This is a genomic window from Nonomuraea sp. 3N208, assembly GCF_052245935.1.
Classification (GTDB): domain Bacteria; phylum Actinomycetota; class Actinomycetes; order Streptosporangiales; family Streptosporangiaceae; genus Nonomuraea.
The window spans coordinates 104,337-122,117 of the sequence record NZ_JBQQBR010000031.1 but is presented as its reverse complement, the minus strand read 5'-3'; the positions used below and the strand labels follow the sequence as shown (position 1 = coordinate 122,117).

16 protein-coding genes are annotated in these 17,781 nt (G+C 71.6%); 12 read left to right on the top strand and 4 right to left on the bottom strand.

What is annotated here, in order from left to right:
* Window positions 1-43 precede the first annotated feature (43 nt).
* From ACTWPT_RS39165 to ACTWPT_RS39125, 9 genes are all read left to right on the top strand, one after another.
* Complete coding sequence (locus tag ACTWPT_RS39165; RefSeq protein WP_443182565.1) at window positions 44-247, top strand: hypothetical protein; 204 nt, start codon at window positions 44-46, stop codon at window positions 245-247.
* Window positions 248-597: 350 nt separating this feature from the next.
* Window positions 598-2,397, top strand: a complete 1,800-nt coding sequence (locus tag ACTWPT_RS39160; RefSeq protein ID WP_443182564.1) for a hypothetical protein — start codon at window positions 598-600, stop codon at window positions 2,395-2,397.
* On the top strand, window positions 2,394-4,325 hold the full coding sequence (locus ACTWPT_RS39155) for a TOMM precursor leader peptide-binding protein (protein WP_443182563.1): 1,932 nt from the start codon (window positions 2,394-2,396) through the stop codon (window positions 4,323-4,325). Before ACTWPT_RS39160 ends, ACTWPT_RS39155 begins: the two co-directional genes overlap by 4 nt.
* A 16-nt stretch (window positions 4,326-4,341) precedes the next feature.
* Window positions 4,342-5,814 carry a SagB family peptide dehydrogenase gene (locus tag ACTWPT_RS39150; RefSeq protein WP_443182562.1) on the top strand — a complete coding sequence of 491 codons (1,473 nt, stop codon included), beginning with the start codon at window positions 4,342-4,344 and terminating at the stop codon, window positions 5,812-5,814.
* A 63-nt stretch (window positions 5,815-5,877) separates the two neighbouring features.
* Window positions 5,878-6,057, top strand: coding sequence for a hypothetical protein (locus tag ACTWPT_RS39145; protein WP_443182561.1), 180 nt, complete (start codon window positions 5,878-5,880; stop codon window positions 6,055-6,057).
* A gap of 52 nt (window positions 6,058-6,109) precedes the next feature.
* A complete protein-coding gene (locus ACTWPT_RS39140; RefSeq protein ID WP_443182560.1) occupies window positions 6,110-8,647 on the top strand; it encodes a lantibiotic dehydratase in 2,538 nt (845 codons plus the stop codon).
* Window positions 8,644-9,579 (top strand): lantibiotic dehydratase C-terminal domain-containing protein, encoded by a 936-nt coding sequence (locus ACTWPT_RS39135; RefSeq protein WP_443182559.1) that lies wholly within the window; start codon window positions 8,644-8,646, stop codon window positions 9,577-9,579. Before ACTWPT_RS39140 ends, ACTWPT_RS39135 begins: the two co-directional genes overlap by 4 nt.
* A 3-nt stretch (window positions 9,580-9,582) precedes the next feature.
* Window positions 9,583-10,635 (top strand): thiopeptide maturation pyridine synthase, encoded by a 1,053-nt coding sequence (locus ACTWPT_RS39130; protein ID WP_443182558.1) that lies wholly within the window; start codon window positions 9,583-9,585, stop codon window positions 10,633-10,635.
* A 170-nt stretch (window positions 10,636-10,805) separates the two neighbouring features.
* A complete protein-coding gene (locus tag ACTWPT_RS39125) occupies window positions 10,806-11,192 on the top strand; it encodes a hypothetical protein (RefSeq protein ID WP_443182557.1) in 387 nt (128 codons plus the stop codon).
* A gap of 46 nt (window positions 11,193-11,238) precedes the next feature.
* On the opposite strand, the gene ACTWPT_RS39120 is transcribed toward ACTWPT_RS39125, so the two are convergent.
* Together ACTWPT_RS39120 and ACTWPT_RS39115 are read right to left on the bottom strand one after the other, a co-directional pair.
* Window positions 11,239-11,535, bottom strand: coding sequence for an antibiotic biosynthesis monooxygenase (locus tag ACTWPT_RS39120; protein WP_443182556.1), 297 nt, complete (start codon window positions 11,533-11,535; stop codon window positions 11,239-11,241).
* Between the two features lie 123 nt (window positions 11,536-11,658).
* A complete protein-coding gene (locus ACTWPT_RS39115; protein ID WP_443182555.1) occupies window positions 11,659-12,465 on the bottom strand; it encodes an MOSC domain-containing protein in 807 nt (268 codons plus the stop codon).
* Between the two features lie 110 nt (window positions 12,466-12,575).
* On the opposite strand from ACTWPT_RS39115, the gene ACTWPT_RS39110 reads away from it, so the two are divergent.
* Window positions 12,576-13,604 (top strand): LacI family DNA-binding transcriptional regulator, encoded by a 1,029-nt coding sequence (locus ACTWPT_RS39110; protein WP_443182554.1) that lies wholly within the window; start codon window positions 12,576-12,578, stop codon window positions 13,602-13,604.
* A 20-nt stretch (window positions 13,605-13,624) separates the two neighbouring features.
* On the opposite strand, the gene ACTWPT_RS39105 is transcribed toward ACTWPT_RS39110, so the two are convergent.
* Window positions 13,625-15,052, bottom strand: a complete 1,428-nt coding sequence (locus tag ACTWPT_RS39105; protein ID WP_443182553.1) for a ricin-type beta-trefoil lectin domain protein — start codon at window positions 15,050-15,052, stop codon at window positions 13,625-13,627.
* 198 nt (window positions 15,053-15,250) lie between these two features.
* Between ACTWPT_RS39105 and ACTWPT_RS39100 the strand changes: the two genes are divergently transcribed.
* Together ACTWPT_RS39100 and ACTWPT_RS39095 are read left to right on the top strand one after the other, a co-directional pair.
* Complete coding sequence (locus tag ACTWPT_RS39100; RefSeq protein WP_443182552.1) at window positions 15,251-15,709, top strand: GtrA family protein; 459 nt, start codon at window positions 15,251-15,253, stop codon at window positions 15,707-15,709.
* A 207-nt stretch (window positions 15,710-15,916) separates the two neighbouring features.
* On the top strand, window positions 15,917-16,645 hold the full coding sequence (locus tag ACTWPT_RS39095) for a YoaK family protein (protein WP_443182551.1): 729 nt from the start codon (window positions 15,917-15,919) through the stop codon (window positions 16,643-16,645).
* Between the two features lie 27 nt (window positions 16,646-16,672).
* On the opposite strand, the gene ACTWPT_RS39090 is transcribed toward ACTWPT_RS39095, so the two are convergent.
* Window positions 16,673-17,767 (bottom strand): sensor histidine kinase, encoded by a 1,095-nt coding sequence (locus ACTWPT_RS39090; protein WP_443182550.1) that lies wholly within the window; start codon window positions 17,765-17,767, stop codon window positions 16,673-16,675.
* Between the last annotated feature and the right edge of the window lie 14 nt (window positions 17,768-17,781).

Here is a 17,781-nt window from a genome sequence, read left to right as displayed (position 1 = left end):
TTAGGCGAACAATAAAGTGCAGCTCTCCGAAAGAAGGTCACCGATGAGTGTGACACAGTTCCCGCTCACCCTGCGTGTCACCGTGAGTGGAGCGACTCCGGACGAGATCAAAGAGAACGCCATGGCCGAGGCCCATGCCTTCTTCGGTCCTGGCGCCGAACTGAACGTCATCAGTGCTGATGCCGAATCGGAGGGGGAGCAGCACCACAGCTACCGCGCGACCGTCGCCTTCCGCCGGATCGGCTGACGGCCTTGGACACGCACCTCCTCGTCGGCGGCCTGATCCGCCACTCGTCGCACCCGGAATGAATAATTTCACTTACCGGCCGTCGGCGCCTCGGACCCAAATAGGGGTTAGGTCGCATCGGTTCGGCGGTGGCGTCGTTCGCGTTGCGTGGTAGACGGCGAGGACCGCCCATCGCGTCCCAGCGCAAAAACGGACACCCGTAAAGCCAGGGGACTTGCGGACACGTTGCCGGAGGTAAGCGAGCCGGTATCGTCCGCCGCATGGGAGCGCTCCCAAAGGGGATGAAGCCCAGGCTTCGAGAAGACGTTCGATTCGTAGAGATTTCCGACGGGGCATATGTGCAGGGGGGTTTGACCACCTGCATCCTCCGCGGCCCGCACGCCTACGCCTGGCTGGCCCGGCTCGCGCCGGCGCTGGACGGCCGCAGGACGCTGGCGGAGCTGACCCGGGCCTTGCCCGATGACAAGCGGGCCATGGTGGACCGGCTGGTGGGCAGCCTCGTGGAGCAGCGGTTCGTGGTGGATGCCCGGGGCGAGCCCGAAAACGGGCTGACCGACGTCGAACGCCGCCTCTACGCCGACGAGATCGCGTTCATCGGGTACGCGTTCGACTCGCCGGAGAAGCGTTTCCTACAGGCGCGGCAGTCGCGCGTCACGGTCAGCGGAGAGGGGGCGCTGCTGGGGGCTGCGCTGACGGCGTTCCTGGGGTTCGGCTGCCGGGACCTGCGCGTGGTCACCGCGGACAGCTCCGGCCTTGCCTCCCTGATCAGCCGCGAACGCCGCGATCCCGGGCAGCGGGTACGGGTCGAGCGACTCGATACGGATGCGGAGCCGGACGTGGGCGGGAGCGACCTGGTCGTCCAGCTCGGTGATGACATCGACGAGCTGGTGCGGGCCTGCCGGCCCTGTCATCGATTGGGTATTCCGATCGCCCAAGTTCTGATCCGGCCCTCGGAGGTGTGGCTGAGCGGGGTGGGGCTGCCCTCCGTCACACATGCCGAGTCCGGCTGGCACCGGCTGGCCGCCGCGCCGGTCGAACCCAGGCTCCACGTCGAGGAGGACTGGCTGATCGGGCCGGTGCCGTCGGTGGTCGCGGCGGTGCTGGGATTGGCGTGCTTCTCCTACCTGACCGGCATGGAACGCCCGCTCGAGGGCGGCACACCGCGTCTGACCAGGATCGATCTGCGTAACCTCGACACCCGCTCCCACCGCTGCCTCCCGCACCCGCGCGCGGTCACGGCAATCGGGATCGGCACAGCGCCGGGGCCCGATGGCGATGCGGAGCCGATGACGGCCGAACGGGTGCTGGAGCGGGTGCCGGACCTGGTGGATCCCCGGCTCGGCGCGCTCACCTCCCTGGACGAGGGCGAGCTCGCGCAGAGCCCGCTCGCCGTGTGCCGGGCGCGCCTCTCCGATCCATTGTCCGTGCTGCCGCGCTGGGTGCCCCTGCCTGAGGTGGCGGGCTGGGGTGAGGACCGTCAGACGGCCCGGTTTCGCGCCCTGCTCGCCGCCGCGGCCGTCTATGGCGGCTTGACGACCCAGGAAGGCGTGTACGAAGGGGTGGAGCTGCTCACCGGACGGATCAGGCCGATAACCCTGGACCAGGTGGCCACGTCCGTCGGCGTGGCGGCGGGTCTGAGCTGGGACCAAGCGGTGGCAGCCGGGCTACGCGCCCACTGCGAGCACCTTCTGCGGGCCGGGATCGACGGCGATCACCCGGCCGTGGAGGGGGTCGACGGCGACCACCCGGCCGTGGAGGGGGTCGACGGCGACCATCCGGCCGTGGAGCTGCCTGACAGCCACCTCGGGCGGATGATCGCCTTGGCCGGTCTGGACGTCGCCGTGCGCGATCTCACCGACGTGCTCGGCGTCCCCGCCTTCGACTTCCGCCTGGCAGGCCGCAGCGTGGTCGTCTCCTGCGCGCCCACCGCCTACCAAGCCATGCACGACGGTCTGGAACGGGTGCTGCTGCACTGGCAGAACCCGGTGCACGGGCGGGAGACACCACGCTGGCTCGACGGCCCGCCCGACACCGCCCTGCTGGCCGGCGCGTTACGGCGGCAGGGCCGGGTGCCGGTGGCGGTCCGGCTGGCCGGCGACCCCGCGGCGGCCCGGCTGCTGCCCTACGCCGTCCGAGTGGTCCTCCTGTGACGCCGGACACCGCTGTGCTGGGCACGGGCACGTTGCACGCTGCCATCACCGCGGCCTTCGCCCCCGGCCGGGTGGTCATCACGAGCCCGCCGGATGAGTCAACGGGCCTGGTCACCGTGAGCGATGCCAACGACGAGCGGGAGTATCCGGCGTTGGCCCGGTTGGCCGCCGGCCGCGGGATCCCTTGGCTGCCGGTGCGGGTGGACGCCGGCTGGGTGCTGCTGGGCCCCGCCGTGCGTCCGCCCGCCCCCGGCTGTCCCACCTGCGTGGCGCGGCGGCGGGCCGCGAACCGGGCCGACGCCCAGGGCAGGGACGCCATGCGGGAGCGGTTCGGCGAGGAGCTGGTGGCACGGCCGTCCGGATTGCTCACCCGGGCGATGGCCACGGCCGTCGCCGCGCTGGCCGCCGCTGAGCTGGAGCGGCTGCGCGCGGACCCCGCCACCGCGCTCACGGCTAGGGCGCTGCTGCGTATGAGCGTGTCGACCGGCCTCGTACGCAGGCACCCGTTCCTGCCCGACCCTCTGTGTCCCGACTGCGGCCGCCGCCCGCCCGACACCCCGGACGCCGCGCGCCCGCCGGCAGGGCCTGCGCGGAAACCGGCCCCCGGCGAGTTCCGGGTGGCCGATCTGGCGGGCAGGGAGGAGGAGTTGCGGGAGCTGTTCGTGGACGGGGAGACCGGGCTGATCCAGTCCCTCGTCTCCGACACGCGGGGCGGCAGCCCGATGGCCGTGGCCCGCCTGGCCCCGGCCCGTACCACGGACGAGAGCCACCACGGCTACGGCCGCTGCGACGACTTCCCCGCGGCCAGGGCGACCGCGATGGCCGAGGCCTTGGAGCGGATCGCCGGCATCCACCCGCGGGCCCGCCGCCCCACCGTCCGGGCCGCGTACGCCGACGTGGCCGAGCGTGCCCTGGATCCCCGCACGCTGGGCCTTTACCCGGACGACCGCTACGACCTGCCGGGTTTCTGGTTCGCCCGGTTCGACCCGGGCCGGGAGATCTCGTGGGTGTGGGCGTACTCGTTCGGGCGGGACACGCCGCTGCTCGTACCGGAGAGCTACGTCTATTACGGTCCGCACCCCGGCCCCGGGCTCGCCTACGAGAGCTCCAACGGCTGCGCGGCCGGTGGGTGCGCGGCCGAGGCGGTCCTGTACGGGTTGCTGGAGGTGGCCGAACGGGACGCCATCCTGACGACCTGGTACGCCAGGACGCCCATGACCCCCGTGGACCTGGACTCCGCCCTCGACCGGCGCATCCCGATGATCGCCGAACGGCTCCGGCACCGGCTCGGTTACACCGTCGAGGCGTACGTGACCGCCATGGAGCAGGGCGTGCCGGTGTTCTGGGCGATGGCCGTGGACCCGGCCGGCATCCCGGAACGCCCCAAGGCCGTCTGCGGCAGTGCCGCTCACCTGGAGCCCGAGCACGCCTTGCGCCGTGCCCTGGTCGAGCTGGGCCCCACCCTGGAAGGCCAGCTCGACCGGTACGACCCCGCGCGGGCCGCACAACTGACCGCCGACTCCGACCTGGTGCGCACGCTGGAGGACCACCCCATGCTGTACGGCCACCAGGGCGCGTACGACCGGCTGGCGTTCCTCCACGAGGGAGGCCCACGTCTGGCCCTGGCCGACATCCAAGGCTGGCCCGCGCACGACGACCTCACCGCAGACCTCGCCGAGCTGGTGCGGCGCTATCTGGACTCCGGCATGGACGTGATCACCGTGGACACGACCTCACCCGAGATGGATGCGGCCGGGCTGCACGCGGCCAAGGTGATCGTGCCGGGCGCGGTGCCCATCACGTTCGGTCACCGGCACCGGCGTACCCACGGCCTGCCCCGGCTGCTGTCCAGACCGCGCCTGCTCGGCCACCGCGCCGAGGACCTGCGGCCGGACCAGCTCAACTCGTTCCCCCACCCCTTCCCGTGAAAGGGCCGACGTGGCCATGAGCCCGGCGAACACAGCGGTCCACGACTACGTGGCCGCGCTGCGCGAGCGCGGGCCGCTCGCCATCGACTGGAGCGCCGCGCCGACCCGGCACAAGCGTTACCCGGACGCCGCCCGCATCTCCCTGCCGGCGAAGAGCCGGTCCGGGCTGGGCGAACTCGCGGTCGCGGGAGAGCTGCTGCGCCAGATGCTCGGCCTCGCCAGGCTCATCTGGTACCACCCCACCGACGATCATGGCCGCCCAGAAGGCGGCCCGCCGCTGCTCCTGCTGGGCCGCCCGGCGCCGTCGGGAGGCGCGCTCTACCCGGTGGAGGCCTACCTGGCCTGCGGCGACCTGTACCACTACGACCCCGTGCACCACGCACTCGAACGGGTACGCCAAGGCGAGCACACCCCTGAGCTGACCTCCTGCCTCGCCGCCGCGCCGGCTGTACGGCCCAACGCGGTGCTGGTGCTGGCCGGAGTGTTCCTGCGGTCGATGTTCAAGTACGGCGACCTCGGATACCGGCTGGTCTGCCAGGAAGTGGGCGTCCTGGCCGCGCAGGCACTGGCGGTCGGGCGGCGGATCGGCGTGGAGGTGGGCGTTCACCTGCGGTTCGAGGACGAGCGGGTGGAGCGGCTGCTCGGCCTCGACGGCGCCAGGGAGGGCGCGCTGGCCGTGCTCACCTTGCGGCTGCCGGCCGATGGCCGCAGGCACCGGCACCTGCCCCGTGGTCCGTGGGCGCAGGAGAGCGAGCCGCGTCCCCGGCCGGTGCCGCCTGGACCGGCCGCCGCCCTGCACGAGGCCGCCAGGACCGACCCCGGCTCGGTCGCGCGGCGGCCCGCGGTGCCGCCGCTGCCACCCGGCCCCGGGCTGGCGCTCCCGGACCCGCCACCGGTACGGCTGGCCGACGGCGTGCCCCACCGCGCCTCCCCTCCGGCGGGCTACCGGCCGGAGCCGATCCCGCTGCGTTCGCTGGCGGCCGTGCTGGCCGAGGCGGCGCGGCCGTACCCGGGCGACGGTCTGGGAACGGCGGGGCTGTACCTGCTGGCGCAGCGGGTGCGCGGCCTGCCCCCGGGGGCGTACCGCTACGACTCGGGCAGGCACGTGCTGCACCGGGTCGGGGCGACGGCCGTGCCGGAAGCCGGGAGGCTGCTGGCCAACACCAGGAACGCCCTGCGCACCGCCGCGATCGCCGTCGTGCCCGTCGCCGATCCGCTGGCGGGTATGGGCGCCCGCTGGTACCGGACGCGGCAGATCGAGGCCGGGCTGGCGGCACACCGGGCCGCGCTGGCCGTGGCGGCGCTCGGCCTGGCGGCACGCCTGCACACCGACGGCGCCGACGCCGCCGACCAGGCACTAGGACTCGCGGGGACCCGCTGGAGGAGCCTGACCTTCCTCCTGGCCGGAACCCCGCGCGCGGGCGGTCCCGCGCTGGCCCGCCCGATCCACCGTCCCCCGACCCGAGGAGGTGGCGCCGAACCGTCCTGAGCCGCGCCGAACAAGCATCAACAGCTCAAGAAGCGTCACAGCTCAAGAGACACAAGGAGAACCATGAGCAACGACATCCTGCCGCTCGACCTCAGCGGCCTCGAAGTGGCCTCCATCGACGTCCTGTCCGCCGACTCGATCGTGATCGAGGGGCACGGGGCCATCGAGACGGGCGCGTCCTCGTACAGCCCGTACTGCTCGTCGTACATGCAGGCGTGCAGCTGCTGGGTGCCCGAGCAGTAGTGATCACATAGGCCGGGGGCGCTTCGCGCGCCCCCGGCCGCTAGGAGCTTTGATGAGCCGAGCAGTGGGGTACGTGGTCGCGCCCGTGTTCGGGGTGCGGGTCGCGAGCGTGCCGGTGGAGCGGCTGGAACGCATGCGCTGCACCGAGACGTGGGCGCTGGTGGACGAGCTGGCCGAGGTATCGGCCTGGCTGGCCCGCGAGGGCGCGGAGTTGTCCGAGCCGCTGCACGAGGCCATCGGCGTGGCCGCGGGCACGCCGGCGAAGCCGCTGCTCGTGGCGTTGCGGCGGGCGGTGTACGCGGGCCGGCGACCGGATCGGCGCAGCCTGGAGGCACTCGCGCACCTGCCCGGCGACCTCGCGCACCGGGTCGAGGCGTGGCTGGAGCGCCGCCGGCACCGTGACCGCGTGCGAGCGCGGCTGCCCGAGGTGCTGGCCGCGGAGGCGGACGCGGCAGTAGAGGCCCTGCGGCAGGCCGTGGGCGCGTACGCCTTCCGCCGCGGGCTCGCGCAGGGCAGTCCGGTCCTGTCCACCCAGGTGGACCGCTGGATCGCCGGCCGCCGCCCAGGACGCCAGGAGCTGCTGGCCCTGGCCAGGTACGTGGCCAGGGCCGCGGCCAAGACCAGCCCGTACGCGACGTTCACGCTCAGCGGGCTCGGCGAGTGGGCGGCCGGCGGACCCGCCGTGCAGCCACCGGACTCCCTGGACTGGCAGGGGGTCGTCGAGCTCGACCGGGCGGTGCTGCAACCCGTGTGGGCGGCGCTGACCAGGCATCCCGAGGTGTACGCGCGGGCGCGGCTGCGGGTCAACCCGGCGGCGTTCGACGACGGGGAGCGGATCTGGTTCCTCGGGCCCGGGGCCACTGAGCGGCTCTCCAGCGTGCCGGCAGGGAAGGACGTGCGGGCGGCGCTGACCTGGCTGCGCGCGCACCCGGACGTGGCGGCGGGGGCGGTACCGGGGCTGCGGCCGCTGGTGCAGGCGGGGCTGGTGGAGCTGGTGCCTCCCTACGACGAGCAGGGGGACGACCCGGTGGGCGTCCTCGCCTCCTGGCTGCCGGTGCCGTCGTCGGCGGCGGTGGTGCGCCGCATCTCCGAGGCGGCGCACGGTGGCGATCGCCGCAAGAGCATCGACACCGTACGGGAGGCGTTGGAGGAACTGCTCTCCCCAGGGGCCCGGGCCCATCCTTGGCTGCCTGACAAGAACCTGTGCCCGGAAAGTGCCCTCGTGACGGGTAGCGCCGGGCGGTGTGGGGCCGGTGCGTGGCAGGCTGCCTTGGCTGATCTGGACGCCGTTCGTGGCCTGCTCGGGTTGTTCGACTCCGACCTGCCTGCCAAGGTGAGCGCGGCCGCGTACTTCCTCGACCGGTACGGATCGGGCGCCTCCGTACCGGCGCTGTCCTTCTACCGTGACCTGCACACCGCGGACCGGCCCGGTCCGGCCGGGCTGATGCTGCGGGAGCTGCTCGGCAACCCGCTGGCCACCCCGGGCGGCGCGGGGCTGCCCGACCTGCCGGGAATGCGGGCGCTGGCAGCGGCCCGCCGGCGCTTCTGGCAGGCCGCGAACGCGGGACCGGGCGGCGGCGGCGTGGTTCGTCTGCAGGTGGAGGAGCTGGCGGAGCTGGTCGCCGGGTGGCCGCCGTTCGTCCACGCGCCCGGGTCGGTGTGCTGCTACGTGCAGGTGATGCCCGACCCGGACGGCGTGCGCCTGGTCCTCGGCACCGTCTCCGCAGGGTACGGGCGCGGGCTGTCCCGCCTGCACCGCCTGATCACCCTTGCCGGCGGTCAGTCTCCGGCCGCCAGGCACCTGCGAGCTTCGCAGGCGGGCGTCCGCCTGGCCGAGTGCCGGGCCATCGCGGGCGGCGGCCTGAACCTCCGCACCGCAACCGCCGACGTCGCCCTCGCCTACCCGGGCACGGCCCCCGGCTACCCTGACGCAGCCGGTGGCGGTGGCGGGTTGCCCGAGATTTCGGCGGACGAGCTGGCGGTCACCTATGACCCCGCCACCGAGCGCCTGGTCCTGCGCGACACCACCGGCTGCCAGGTCCGGCCCGTGCACCTCGGCCTGGCCGCACAGCACTGGTTGCCGCCCGCACTCCAGTTCCTCATCCGGGTCTTCGGCGAGCCCGCCACGGCGATGGTTCCCGGCTGGGTGTTCCGCGCGGGCGGTGACGTGCCCCCGCCGGGCGTCGTGGAACGCTGGCCGCGCCTGGACGTGGGCCGCGTGACCCTGGCCCGCGCCTGCGTACGCCTGCGTGCCGGCGACTTCCCCGTACCGCTGCCGGGCGAGGCGGACGTGGCGTACCTGCCCCGGCTGGCCACCTGGCTGGCCGGCCACGGGGTGGCGCGCCGCTTCTTCGCCCGTGTGGTGGACCTGGGCGGCGGTCTGGGCACCGGACTGCTGAGCAAGGGACGCAAGCCGATGTACGTGGACGTGACGGACCACCTCCTGCTCACCGGGTTCATCCGGTCGATCGGTGACCCGGATGCCCTGATGGTGCTGGAAGAGGCCCTTCCCGATCCGGCCGACGCCCCCGTGTACGGCGATGGGGAACGCCACGTCACCGAGTACGCCGTACAGGTGTCGCGGTCGTGAGCGGGCAGTGGGTGAGTGCGCACTTGTTCCACTACGGCGACCTCGACGGGCTGGTGACAGAGGTTGTGTCCCCTGTCGTCGGCACGCTGGACGTGCAGGAGCACTTCTTCCTGCGGTATTGGGAGGGCGGCCAGCACGTACGGCTGCGGCTGAAGGCGGCCGACCCGGACCTGGCCCGCGACCTGGTGCGTTCCGCCGCTGCCGCACACTTCTCCCGCCACCCCTCCACACCCCCGTTCGACCAGGACGTCTACCGTCGCTTCGCCGCGGTCGTCGCCCGTGAGGAGCGCAGGGAGCGCTTCGACGAGCGGCTGCGGCCGGCGGGGACGACCGAGTTCATCGCGTACGAGCCGGAGCACTCCGCCTATGGGGACGCCGCCTGCCTGGCGGCCGTGGAGCGGCACTTCACCGACTCCAGCACACTGGCGCTGCGCGTGCTGCGCGCGGGCACGCCGATGGACCAGCGGGTGGCCATCGGCCTGGCGGCGCTGACGCTCACCCTGGCCGTCGCCGAACCCGATCTCGCCGCCGCCGCGACCCGCTTCGCCGAGACCGCCGGGACGGCCGCGACCGCCTGGCCCGCCGAGTCTCAGGGTGGCGAGCCGCCGCGGCAAGCGCTGCTACGCCAGACCGCGAACCTTTGGAGCTCGACCCCCGGGGGCGCGCTGGAGACCTGGCGCGAGTCGGTCGAGTCGTTGCGCGCGGCGCTCGACCCGCTGCACGCCGCAGGGCGATGCAGACCACGGGATCCGGGCTCACCGCATGCCCACCTGGCGATGGCCCTGCCGCCCGCCCGACGTACCGTGCCGCTCGTCCTCCTGCGGTGCGCCCATCTCTTCCACAACCGGCTGGGGCTCGGCCGCGAAGCCGAGCTGCGGACGTCGTCCCTCCTTGCCGGTGCCCTGACCGAACTCGCCGCGTCGCGGAGGTAACCGATGTCCACCTGGCACTGCGCCCACGTCTACTACCACGCCGACAGGGACGCCCTGCTGCTGGGCGCCGTACGTCCGCTGCTGGCCCGGGTGCGGGAGCAGGTCGAGGCGGCGTACGTGCTCCGGCATTGGCGCCAGGGCCCGCACTTGCGGATCAACGTACGGACGTCGCCGGACGTGTGGCGGGAGGTCGTCCGGCCCGCCCTCGACGAGATCGTCGGCGGCTACCTGAAGGAACACCCGTCAACCACAACCCTCGACCCCGAGGCGATCCTGGCCAGGCACCGGCTGATGGCCATGCGGGAGGAGGAGCGCGGCCCGCTCACGCCGTGGCGGGCCGACAACTCCATTCACGAGGAGCCGTTCGACTCGCGCCACCACGTCCTCGGCAGCGACCTGGCGGTGGACCTGCTCACGTCGTTCTACACCGACAGCAATGACCTGCTGTTCGACATGCTGGAACACGCCGGAGGAAAGCTGGGTGCGGCCATGAACCTGATGCTGACCGTCGCACACACGTCCCAGCCGATCACCAGCAGCTACATGTCGTTCCGATCGCACGCGGAGGGCTACCTGACCTGGGCGGCCGACCCCGCCGCCTCCCGGGCCGCCTTCGACCGCGCTTACGCCGCCCAGCGTGACGCGCTGGTCGCGCGGGTCCGCGACGTGATCCGCACCTTGGACGACCACGAGTCCGAGCCGATGCCGTTCGTACGGGAGTGGGCCGCCCTCATGGACGCCTACCGCGAGCGCGCCGGCGAGCTCGCCCAGCCCATGACCGGACCGGGCGAAGCCCCTGCCCAGGCGCCGCGGCGCGAACCGAGCGAGCTCCACCGGCTCATCTTCGACAGCCCCGCCTACCAGGAGGCCGTCTTCGCCGATCCGTCGTTCCTGCGCTACCGGGTGCTGCTCAACTACACGTACCTGCACCTCACCCGCCTGGGCCTGACCCCGCTCGAACGTTTCCACCTGTGTCACCTGACGGCCAACGCGGTGGAGGAGGCGTACGGGGTGTCGGGTCTGGAGCAGATCCGGCAGTACGTAGAGACCCGATAGAGCCGTTCGGGGTCTAACACATCTTGTGAGATGAATGTCGCCTCAATGGGCGGGTGTATACGTTTGCGTGTCTAAGTGGCGAACACTGAGTGTCAGGCCTTTTGTCATGATGGCCGGCTGGTCAAAGATCGACAACGAGCGGCGAATGATCCGCTCGAGCCGGAAGGGAAATGATGAAGAAACTGATCAAGACGGCCGTTGTGGGCATCGGTGTGGCAGCGGCGAGCATTGTTCTCGCTCAGCCGGCCTCGGCCGCCTCGTTCGAGTGGAACGTCGGCGACGGCGTCGTCACCTACAACGACAGTACCGACACCATCTGCGCCCAGGCATACAACAGCGAGGGCCCGCGCTGGGTCGAGGTGGCACTGACCCCGGTCAACGGCGGCGGCCCCTCCTACACCTGGCGGGACAACAACAACTACTACGGCCACTCGGGCAGCACGTGCCGGAGCCTGGCCACCGCTTACGAGGACACCTACTACCGCGCCACGGTCAGGACCTACTGGGGCGAGCGCGGCACCACGGTGAGCCGCGGCAGCAAGTACTTCTACAGCTGATCGAGCCAGGCGACGGCGCGGCAACGCGCCGTCGCCCCCCGGGCCTCTACCGCACGGGTACGGCGAGCTCGCGGCCGAAGTAGAAACCTTCTTGCTCCCCGACGACGTACGGCTCCATCGCCTCGCGTCGTCGTGCCTCGCCCTCCGAGTCTCGCCAGGCGTCGCACGCCTCCTTCGAATCCCAGAAGGACACCCCGGTGATCTCCTGTCCGTCCTCGGACCAGTACGCGTAGGCGTGGCGCAGACCCTCCGGGTAGGGCTCCGGGCGCCAGGCCCGTTCGAACTCCTCCAACATGCCCGGTCTGATGCGGCGTGTCGTTACCCAGACGAAGTGTTCCCTCATCACAGCCTCCTCTGGAACACAGGTTCGGCTTGATGACCCTCCCTCACTTCCACCATAGACCCTGGACCGGGACCGCCTGCAGGGCCATCCACTCGCGCGGCGTGCCGTTGCCCGGAGTCGAGTTCACCCCCGGCCATCCGGTTTGACGATCACCGGGTCGCCGAGCCGGAGCCGTCCCGCGTTCCGCGGCACCAGGCGGATGCCGAACCAGGTCTTGCCGTCCCAGCGGCGGTGTTTCGCCAGGGTGCGGATCGGCTCCTTGCCCTTGACCAGGGTCACCGGGTCGATGGTGGTGACCGCGCAGCGGTCGCACAACTCGGAGACACGGAAGTCGACCTCGCCGATCCTGACCTCGCTCCAGGAGTCCTCGGCGTACGGCTCGGCGCCGTCGATCACCGCGTTCGGGCGGAACCGCGCCATGTCGAGCGGGGCGTCCCCACCGATCTGCTCGTCCAGGAGACGCAGCGACGCGGCGGACGTCAGCAGTAGCGGTGCGTCCCAGGCGAAGCTGACCACCTCGCCGGGCAGCCCGCCGTGGGCCGGATCGATGGTACGGCGGCGCGGGTCGTCCAGCCAGACGAGCCGGGCCGGGCGGCCCAGGAGCAGGGTGAACCAGGCATGGGCGGCGTCGACGGCGGCGATCGCCTGCTCCAGGCCGGTGAAGCCCACAGGCACCGGCTCCCCGGCAGCCGGGGGGACGTTCAGGTCGGGCAGGCCGGGTGCGGACAGCAGCAGGCCGCCGCCGTCCACGTTCTGCGCGCGGACCGACGCCATTCGGGGATGTTCGCCGAGCCAGAGGTTGTCACCCGCCTCGTCGACGACCGCCCACCGCCGATCTCCGGCCAGCCCCCAGGGCTCCACGTTGGCTTCGGACACAGGACACCCGGCACCAGATTTAACAGGATAAATCCGGATATCGACCAGTCTCATGATCGAATCGTAGGGTCCGCTGGAACGCACGCACAATGCCACGCGGAAGGAACCATGATCTGCCGTTACGATTCAGGTTGATACCCCGGATCCCGCAGGAGAAGCCGGCGTTGAGCGAGAAGCCGTCGGGGCCGCGCAAGCGGCCGTCGCTGATCGACGTGGCACGCGTCGCGGGCGTCGCCCCGATCACCGTCTCCCGCGTCGCCAACGCGCAGGACACGGTACGCGAGTCCACCCGCAAGAAGGTGCTCGACGCCATGGCCCAGGTGGGCTACCAGCCCAACACGGCGGCCCGTGCCCTGGCCACCGGCCGCTTCGGCACGATCGGCGTCATCACGTTCACGATGGCGACGTACGGCAACGCCCGCACCGTCGCCGCGACCGTTGCCGCCGCCGAGCGTCAGGGCTACGCGGTGACGCTGCTGACCGCCCCGTCGACCAGCCAGGACGAGGTGCACAGCGCCGTGGCCAGGCTGAAGATGCAGGCCGTCGACGGCGTCATCGTGATCGTGGAAGCGCGGCTGCTCGGCGGTGAGCAGCTGTCCCTCCCGCCCGGCATCCCGATCGTGGTGGCGGACTCGGGCGGGGCGTCGGAATTCTGTGTCGTGGACAGCGATCAGGAAGGCGGCGCGCGGCTGGCCACCGAGCACCTGCTGTCGCTGGGGCACCGTACGGTCTGGCACATCGCCGGTCCGGCGCGGTCGTTCGCGGCGGCCGCGCGGGCGAAGGCGTGGAAGGAGACCTTGCGTGCGTCCGGCGTCCGCCCGCCGCGCGTGCTCGGCGGCGACTGGACCACGCAGTCCGGCTACCGCCATGGGAAGAGCCTGGCCGCGGACAGGTCGGTCACGGCGATCTTCGCCGCCAACGATCAGATGGCGCTCGGGGCGATGCGTGCGCTGCACGAGGCACGACGGGCCATCCCGGGCGAGGTCAGCGTGGTCGGCTTCGACGACATGGAGGACTCGGACTCGTTCTGGCCCCCGCTGACCACGGTCCACCAGAACTTTGACGAAATCGGGCGGCTCTGCGTGGACAGCCTGCTGGACGAGATCCGCCACCACACCGGTGCGCTGCGCACGCACATCGTGCCGACCTCTTTGGTCGTACGGCAGAGCACCGCGCCTCCGCCGGCCGGGTGAGGCGCGGTGCTCCTTGCTCCCTAGGAGCGCCTCCACTGCTGGTGGGCGGTGCCGGCGCACTGTCCCACGTCGATCAGCGTGCCGTTGCCTGTTCCGGCGCCCGCGGCCTGCAGGCACAGGCCGGTCGCCGGGTTGGTGATGGTCAGGTCGGCGTTGATCCCCCATTTCTGGGCCGGTGTGCCGGCGCAGTCATTGATTTGCACGGGGCTGCCCGGCGAGACGCCGTCGCCGCCGATCTCCATGCACTTGTTGCCGTAGACCATGAGCGTGCCGTCGGCGGTGTGGTTCCAAGACTGGTTGGCGCCGCCGTTGCAGTCCCACAGATCGAGCTGGGTGCCGTTGGCGGTGCTCCATCCGGGCACGTCGACGCATCGGTCCGAGCCGGCTCCCCTGATCACCTCGCCCGGGGGAGCCGGCGGGTCGTCGTTGACCGGCGGCTCGTCCCCGAAGCCCCAGCCCCACCTCAGCTGGGCGAGACCGGTCGCGCTGTTGGGCGTCAGGCTGCCGTCGGCGTTCTGCGAGAGCAGCGAGTAGGCGTCTCCGGCACGCAGTCCGGGCCAGTAGACCAGGCCCATTCGCTGCTCCCTGGCCGTGTTGGTGGTGGCGGCGAAGTAGGAGGTGTAGATGTTGCCGTTCCACGCGCCGTAGTTGAGCCCCGTGGTCATCGGCGCGCCGGCCTCGTCGATGAGCGTGCGGTAGGCGTATTCACCGAGCCGCGCGGCCAGATCGGCCTTCCACTCGGCCTCGGTGGTGTGGGCGGCCCAGAAGCCGTAGAAGTGCAGGGACAGCAGGGTGCCCTGGAGCTCGGGTGCCGCGCCGACCCCTGTGACGTTGTCGTTGTAGCCGGTGCCGCTGACAATGACTCGGCCGCGCGGCACATGACGGTGCGCGGCCAGCCAGTCGGCGCCGATGGTGACCCATTCGTCCAGGCCGTAGCCGAACGGCTCGTTCATGGGCTCGAAGTACACGCGGGAGTGCTTGCCGTACTTGCGGACGATGGTGTCCCACATGGCGTTCCACGCCGCCACGTCGTCGATCTTGCCGTCCTTGCTGGTGCTCGCTTCCCAGTAGCTGAGGATGACCTTCACGCCACTACCGAGTGCGGCGTCGATGGCGCCCGTGTAGGAGGACCACCAGGCGGTCCCCACACTGGAGGGGTTCACCGGCATCCGTACGGTGTTGGCGCCCAGCACCGACTGGAATCCTGAGACGATCCGCTTCGCCTTGGCGTGGGTGGCGGCGTAGCCGTCGGAGGTGGACAGGCCGGTCGGCACGACCTGGTCGGCCGCGTAGTTGTCCCGCGGGTCGGCCCAGTTCACTCCGCGGAAGTCGCTCGTTCCGCGGGAATGTGCGTCGGCCGGCTGGGCGAGTGCGGCGGTGAGCGCGCTCGCCAGCAGGACGGCCGCCGCCACCGCGCGCGGGACCAGCCCGCGTGTCAGCGCAGCCATGCGTGTAGGTCTCCTTCATTGGGGGTTCACGGGGGTGGAGAAAGAGCTGTGATGGTTGCGCAACCATTGAACGGATACTGATGCGCTGCGGTCACCGTGTCAACACCCTGCGTGCGTGCACCTGCTTCGCGGGATTTCTCACCTGCGTTTAATGCTTGGCCAAGGGGGCTCCCATGCCGGCTCTCGATCATCGACGTCATGAGCGTCCTGACCACCACTCCTCACATCCCGGCCGCCGCATCGGGCTCCGCCCCCGCCGCGCTCTCCCGCCGGCTGCCGTCCTACGCGGTCGTCGGGGCCTCGTGCACGGTGGCCTATCTGGTGCTGTTCTGGGCGCTCTCCGCGATCCTGCCGTCGATGGCCGCCAACACCGCCGCCATGCTCACCACGGCGATCGCGAACACCGCTGCCAACCGGCGATTCACGTTCGGGGTGACCGGCAGGGCGGGAGCCGTGCGCGACCATCTGGGCGGGCTCATCGCCTTCCTCATCGGCTTGGGGATCTCCACGCTGAGCCTGGCCGTCCTGCCGTCGGGCTCGTCGGCGACGGCGGAGCTGATCGCGGTGATCCTGGCCAACGGGCTGGCGTCGGCGATCCGGTTCGCTCTGTTGCAGGGATGGGTGTTCAACCCGAGGCTGCGTTCAACGACGCACTGACCACCTGCGGGATGGCTCCGATCGTCAGGGGTCACCCGCTTTCGCGGCACCGGCAAACTGGACGAGAAGCTCACCTGGACGAACGACAAAGGAAGGGAACAAGAGGGTTCCCGCCTGTTTGACCTGGACATGATCAGGCACGGCTGCAGTCCTGAGGGCTGACGTGACGGCGGCCACCGTTCTCGGCTGGACAGGGGAGGACGCGGCATGTCACCCAAGGAGATGAGGCCGCCCGAGGACGCGTCGAGCGGGGCGGGTCCAACGGTGTCCGAGCGGCTGGTGGTACGTCTGCTCGTGGTTCTCGCCGCGGCCGCGGGTTGTCTGGACGCGGTGTGCGTGACGCGGCTCGGAGGCCCGTTCGCCAGCGTCGTCACCGGCAATCTCGTGCAACTAGGGCGTGGCGTCGCGACGCTGGACGGTGCGCTGGCGGCGGGCGCCACCACAGCCGTCGCCGGTTACGCTCTCGGCGTCGCGGCCGGCAGCGCCGGGCTCGGCCGCAGCACGGGCGGTTGGCGCCGGCGGGCCTGCTTGATCGCCGTGGCCGAGCTGGCGCTGCTGGCATGCGTGTGCGCGGGATGGTTGGCCACCGACGGGCAGCCGAACGCGAACATCGCCGTGCTGCTGCTCGCGCCGGCATCCACGGCGATGGGTGTGCAGAGCGCGCTGACGATCAGCTCCGGCGTGCCCGGAGCATCGACCACCTACCTGACCGGTACGCTGACCAGCCTCATGCGCACCGGCAATGGGACGCTGCACGGGCGCGCCGCCCTCGCGGGCGGCGTGGGCAGGCTGGCAGCGCTGCTGTGCGGCGCCACTGTCGGCGCGCTGCTGCTGCGCGTGGCGCCGTTGTGGGCCCCGGCCCTGCCGGCGGTGCTGGTCGCCGCCGTCGTTGCGATCACCGCGATCTCCACCCGTGGGCGGACGGAGGGCTCGTGAAACCGCCCGCCAAGATGTGAAACGCGGTCAACCTTGCGGAAGGCGAAGGATCAGCCGCCCTCCTGAGCCGCCTCCGACCTCCAGCGTGCCCCCATGAGCCCTGGCGATGTCACGGGCGATCGGCAGCCCCAGCCCGCTCCCCCCGGTATCCCGAGACCGGCTGTGTTCGAGCCGGGTGAACCGTTCGAACACCCTCTCCCGCATCTCCTCAGGAATCCCGGGCCCGTCGTCCACCACCTCCACCACGGCCTGATCCGCGTGTCCCCGGACGGAGATCCACACGCGGGAATCGCCGTACCGATCGGCGTTGAACAGCAGATTCGTCAGCAGCCGCCCCAGCCGCAACCGGTTCCCCCGGACGCACACTCCGGGCTCCACGTCGATGCTCATGGGCAATCGGGAGGGCCGCCGCGCGATCTCCTCCTCGACCAGCTGCCCGAGATCGAGCCGCTCCTGCTCCATCGGCGCGTCCGTGTCCAGCCGGGCCATCAAGAGCAGGTCGTGCACGATGTCCGACAGCCGCTGCGCGTCCTTGATCGCCGCCCGCCACTCCTTCTCGTCCAGGTCCCCAAGCCCCGACTCCAGCCGTACCAGCAGCCCCGCGATCGGTGTCCGCAGCTCGTGGGAGGCGTCCGAGACGAAGCTCCGGTGCCGCTCCACGGCGTTCTCCAGCCGCGCGAGTGTCTCGTTGACGGTGGTGGCCAGCTCGGCGACCTCCGTGTCCGGCACGTCGATGCGCCGGCTCAGATCCTTGGCGCTGATGTGCTCAAGCCCTGACCGGATCCGCTCCACGGGAGCGAGCACCCGGCCGGTGCCGTACCACGCGCCCCATCCCATCAGCGCCACCAGCACCGCCGCCGAACCCGACAGGACCACCGGCAGGAACGGCGATCTCAGCAGGAACGGCTCCCGCATGGCCGCGTAGGCGACGACGGGCCCGTACACGCTGGTGGGGTTGCTCGTTCCCACCACGACCATGCAGCTGTCAGGCCGGCACACGCGGTCCTCGACCCGGGAGTCGCCCCCGGTGGGCCGGGCATGGGTGAGGATCCGCCTGGCGGCGGGTCCGTCGTTGGCGGCCAGCACCTGGCCGGACGCGTCAACGATCTGCCTGATCTGCACACACCGTCCCACGG

Excerpts from the sequence above, each read along its gene's own strand:
- ACTWPT_RS39125 (WP_443182557.1), top strand. The coding sequence starts at position 10,806 with ATGATGAAGAAACTGATCAAGACGGCCGTTGTGGGCATCGGTGTGGCA.
- ACTWPT_RS39140 (WP_443182560.1), top strand. The coding sequence starts at position 6,110 with ATGAGCCGAGCAGTGGGGTACGTGGTCGCGCCCGTGTTCGGGGTGCGG.
- ACTWPT_RS39150 (WP_443182562.1), top strand. The coding sequence starts at position 4,342 with ATGAGCCCGGCGAACACAGCGGTCCACGACTACGTGGCCGCGCTGCGC.
- ACTWPT_RS39105 (WP_443182553.1), bottom strand. The coding sequence starts at position 15,052 with ATGGCTGCGCTGACACGCGGGCTGGTCCCGCGCGCGGTGGCGGCGGCC.
- ACTWPT_RS39145 (WP_443182561.1), top strand. The coding sequence starts at position 5,878 with ATGAGCAACGACATCCTGCCGCTCGACCTCAGCGGCCTCGAAGTGGCC.
- ACTWPT_RS39115 (WP_443182555.1), bottom strand. The coding sequence starts at position 12,465 with ATGAGACTGGTCGATATCCGGATTTATCCTGTTAAATCTGGTGCCGGG.
- ACTWPT_RS39120 (WP_443182556.1), bottom strand. The coding sequence starts at position 11,535 with ATGAGGGAACACTTCGTCTGGGTAACGACACGCCGCATCAGACCGGGC.
- ACTWPT_RS39130 (WP_443182558.1), top strand. The coding sequence starts at position 9,583 with ATGTCCACCTGGCACTGCGCCCACGTCTACTACCACGCCGACAGGGAC.
- ACTWPT_RS39095 (WP_443182551.1), top strand. The coding sequence starts at position 15,917 with ATGTCACCCAAGGAGATGAGGCCGCCCGAGGACGCGTCGAGCGGGGCG.
- ACTWPT_RS39165 (WP_443182565.1), top strand. The coding sequence starts at position 44 with ATGAGTGTGACACAGTTCCCGCTCACCCTGCGTGTCACCGTGAGTGGA.
- ACTWPT_RS39100 (WP_443182552.1), top strand. The coding sequence starts at position 15,251 with ATGAGCGTCCTGACCACCACTCCTCACATCCCGGCCGCCGCATCGGGC.